General features: G+C 59.7%; 4 protein-coding genes. 3 read left to right on the top strand and 1 reads right to left on the bottom strand.

Annotated elements, in window-relative coordinates; translation table 11 throughout:
* From ACYVKX_RS11030 to ACYVKX_RS11020, 3 genes are all read left to right on the top strand, one after another.
* Nucleotides 1-441: transposase (locus ACYVKX_RS11030; protein WP_460831984.1), on the top strand; the 441-nt coding region annotated here is incomplete at its 5' end.
* Nucleotides 442-515: 74 nt separating this feature from the next.
* Complete coding sequence (locus ACYVKX_RS11025; protein WP_460831982.1) at nucleotides 516-1304, top strand: hypothetical protein; 789 nt, start codon at nucleotides 516-518, stop codon at nucleotides 1302-1304.
* Nucleotides 1301-2020 (top strand): hypothetical protein, encoded by a 720-nt coding sequence (locus ACYVKX_RS11020; protein WP_460831980.1) that lies wholly within the window; start codon nucleotides 1301-1303, stop codon nucleotides 2018-2020. Before ACYVKX_RS11025 ends, ACYVKX_RS11020 begins: the two co-directional genes overlap by 4 nt.
* A gap of 755 nt (nucleotides 2021-2775) precedes the next feature.
* On the opposite strand, the gene ACYVKX_RS11015 is transcribed toward ACYVKX_RS11020, so the two are convergent.
* Nucleotides 2776-2976: hypothetical protein (locus tag ACYVKX_RS11015; protein ID WP_460831978.1), on the bottom strand; the 201-nt coding region annotated here is incomplete at its 5' end.

Genomic DNA, 2976 nt, shown 5'->3' with positions numbered 1-2976 from the left:
GCGGCATTGAAGAAGCGGCACCGTCACCAGGAGTTCTTGGCGTTCCTGCGCCAGAACGAGCGGACCTACCGTCACGTCCTCGATGGGAACGGCGACCCGGCCGAGCTGCATCTGGTGATGGACAACTACGCCGCGCACAAGCACGCGACCGTCCGCGCCTGGCTGGCCGAGCATCCACAGTTCGTCGTGCACTTCACCCCGACCCACGCGTCGTGGATGAACCTTGTCGAGGTCTGGTTCGGCATCGTCGAGCGACAAGCCATCCGCCGCGGTGTCTTCAATTCCGTGGGTGACCTCAACGCCAAGATCCGCGCGTTCATCGACGGCTGGAACGACCGCTGCCACCCCTTCGTCTGGACCAAGACCGCAGACCAGATCCTCGCCAAGGCCAACCGTCCGGCTACGCAAAATTCACGCCAGGTACACCCTCCTCCGGGATGAGCCCTTGACGCCGCGGATGCGGTCACGCAGCATTCAAACAACCATTGTCGCGAGCACCCAGTAAGGCGGACGCCGTGAAGCGGTACTCAGTTCTCGGGATCGGAGTCGCCGCAGCACTATGCGCGACAACCATGGGCTTCGGCGGCGCCGAAGGAGCTTCGCGGGATCAAGGCGAAGTGTCCCAACTCGGCATCCCTGGGGCCGAGAAAGTTGCCGAAAAAGTCGAGGACCGATGGTATATCGACACGCGAGTTGACCCCAGGCTGGCTGAAGAAGTCGTTGAGACGCTCGTGAACGATGGAGAAGATTCCGAAATCGTCGTGTTGGGGATGGACGTGGCCGAGGGAGCGGAAAGAAGAAGGGCGGACCTCGCAGCAGTTAGCTCCTCAGGAGCCCAAGGCAGCACTGGCGGCGGGGCCGAGCGCGCCTGCCTGGTTGCCCTTCTTGACGGCGTGGCCCCTGAGTATGAGAGTTCGCAATGCGCTCGTTTCTTCGGGGCGAGGCTCACGCGGAACTCATCCAGTATCGAACGCGCTGCGGCCATCGCTACGCTGGACGGCGCATTGGCGAGGGGACCGAAGATCGAGCTACACGGCGCGCAGGTCAATGTTGATTGGGGCTCCGTCGCAGACATGTCTACCTTGTGGAGCTCGACTGAGACCGAGTCAAGGTTTGGACCTGAAGAATTGCTCGCGACAGCACTGCTTGCGGACCCAGAGATCCGTGGGGTCACGTTCAGTATCGGCGGCGATTGCTTGGCTTTCGCGGAGGCAATGAACTTCGACGAGAATGTTCAGCTCGGGATCTGTCTTGATCCCTATACGAGGAGCCACGTCGTCTCGCAGATCGAGGGACTGTCATGAGGGTTCAGGGTGGGTTACTCACCGTCATTCTGGGGCTACTGTTGGTGTTCGGCACCGTGGACAGGGCCGCCGCAGACGATATCTTTTACCCGGGACCTGGGGATTGGAACGGGAAGACGGTGTATCTCTCCGAGGCCTGCCACGATGCGGGTTCGGGTCAATGCCAGCCGAACTATGGCTGCAAAGGTTCCGAGAATTCTCGATACAACGAGAACGCGGGCTCACACCAACTCGCGCTTCAGGCCACTCAAGGGTCGCAGACGTACTACGAGAATCTTCTGGAACGGGGTTATCGCGTCAGGATTGGCAACGGCCTGGCCGCCCAGAATATTGCCAATTCCAACTCCTGGGGCTCCACTGTTCACGTGCCGTTGCACAGTAATGCTGCGCCTGGTTGGTCTTACAGCGAGAACAACTGTAAGAATGAAAACAACCCAGCTAGCGCCAAAGGCACATGGGGACTATACATGGAGGGCGTCAACGGGAAGTCTTGTGCGACAGACATTCGAGACACGATGGGGCCATCCACTCCAGGCAACGACCGTATCTATGACTATCCGGGAACGCTCGGGGAAGTCAGTCAGATTCAAGGCGCTGTTTGCTACTTCGAGTCGAACTTCCATACGTTCAACGGCGGCGTTAACTGGCTCAGAGATCAGCAGTCCTGGGGCGGCGAGATCGGGCACGTCGTGGATGTGAGGTTTGGTTATCCGTGAGGATTGACCGTCGTTTTCTCCAACACTGTCTAGTGTTGGCGATTGCCTGCAGCATGGTCGGAGCATGTACGGACACAGAGTCGACACCCCGCGATGAGGAGTCTTCGGCTTCTTCGACCGTTTCCAGCCTTGAGGTTCAGGCTGAGGTTCGGCCCTGGGAGAGGGCACGCGTTTCGGGCGAAACGCCGTGGAGCAAGCGATTTGTGGAGTTGGTTCCCTGTATTGGAAGGGAGCCGGTAGCCATGGACACCCAAGATGACTTCGAGGAAGTTCAGTCCAACGAGTGCGACTTGTCGCGCAGTCGGGTGACACAAACCGACGAAGACGGTCGCATTGACACCGAGATGACCATTCCTCCGGTAGTAAACTACGGGAACCGCGAAGAATGGGACTGTATCGAGCAGGGGTGCCACATTCGCTTAGTGGACGCTCCGCAGACGCCCCTAGCGGCTTGGGATTCCATAGTGTGGACGGCAGACGCCGAGCTTCCTCCTCGGCCAGAGTTTGAAGCCAACTGGCAAGAAGTTAATGGCAGGCAAGGAATCACCTTGACGTCTCGAGACTTCGCACGGCGTGAGCAGATCGGTCTCATGCAGTGCGCCAAGAGGACCGCTACCGGGGTGGACGGAGACACCTGTGTGCTGCCGCGCCAGGCCGTGGTTTCCTCTGTGCCGGGCCAAGTCACGCTCCGCATCCTCCCCGTCAGGGTCTGGAGCGTGAGTGGGAAGACGTTCCGCTGCAGGCCCGGCGCAGACTCATGTTTTTTTGCCATCCTCACGCCCGATCGGCGCCACCACAATCGAATGACGACCGTGGACATACCGGCCACTGATAATCCGGCCTTCGCCAAGCCAGCGGCTTAGTACTACAGCAGCACTTGGTGATTCTGAGGTCCGCTCGTTCTGGCGCAGGAACGCCAAGAACTCCTGGTGACGGTGCCGCTTCTTCAATGCCGC

It is taken from the genome of Nocardioides hungaricus, assembly GCF_054782915.1.
Note: the sequence above shows the minus strand (reverse complement) of the source record. Positions and strands in the feature narration are given on the sequence as shown.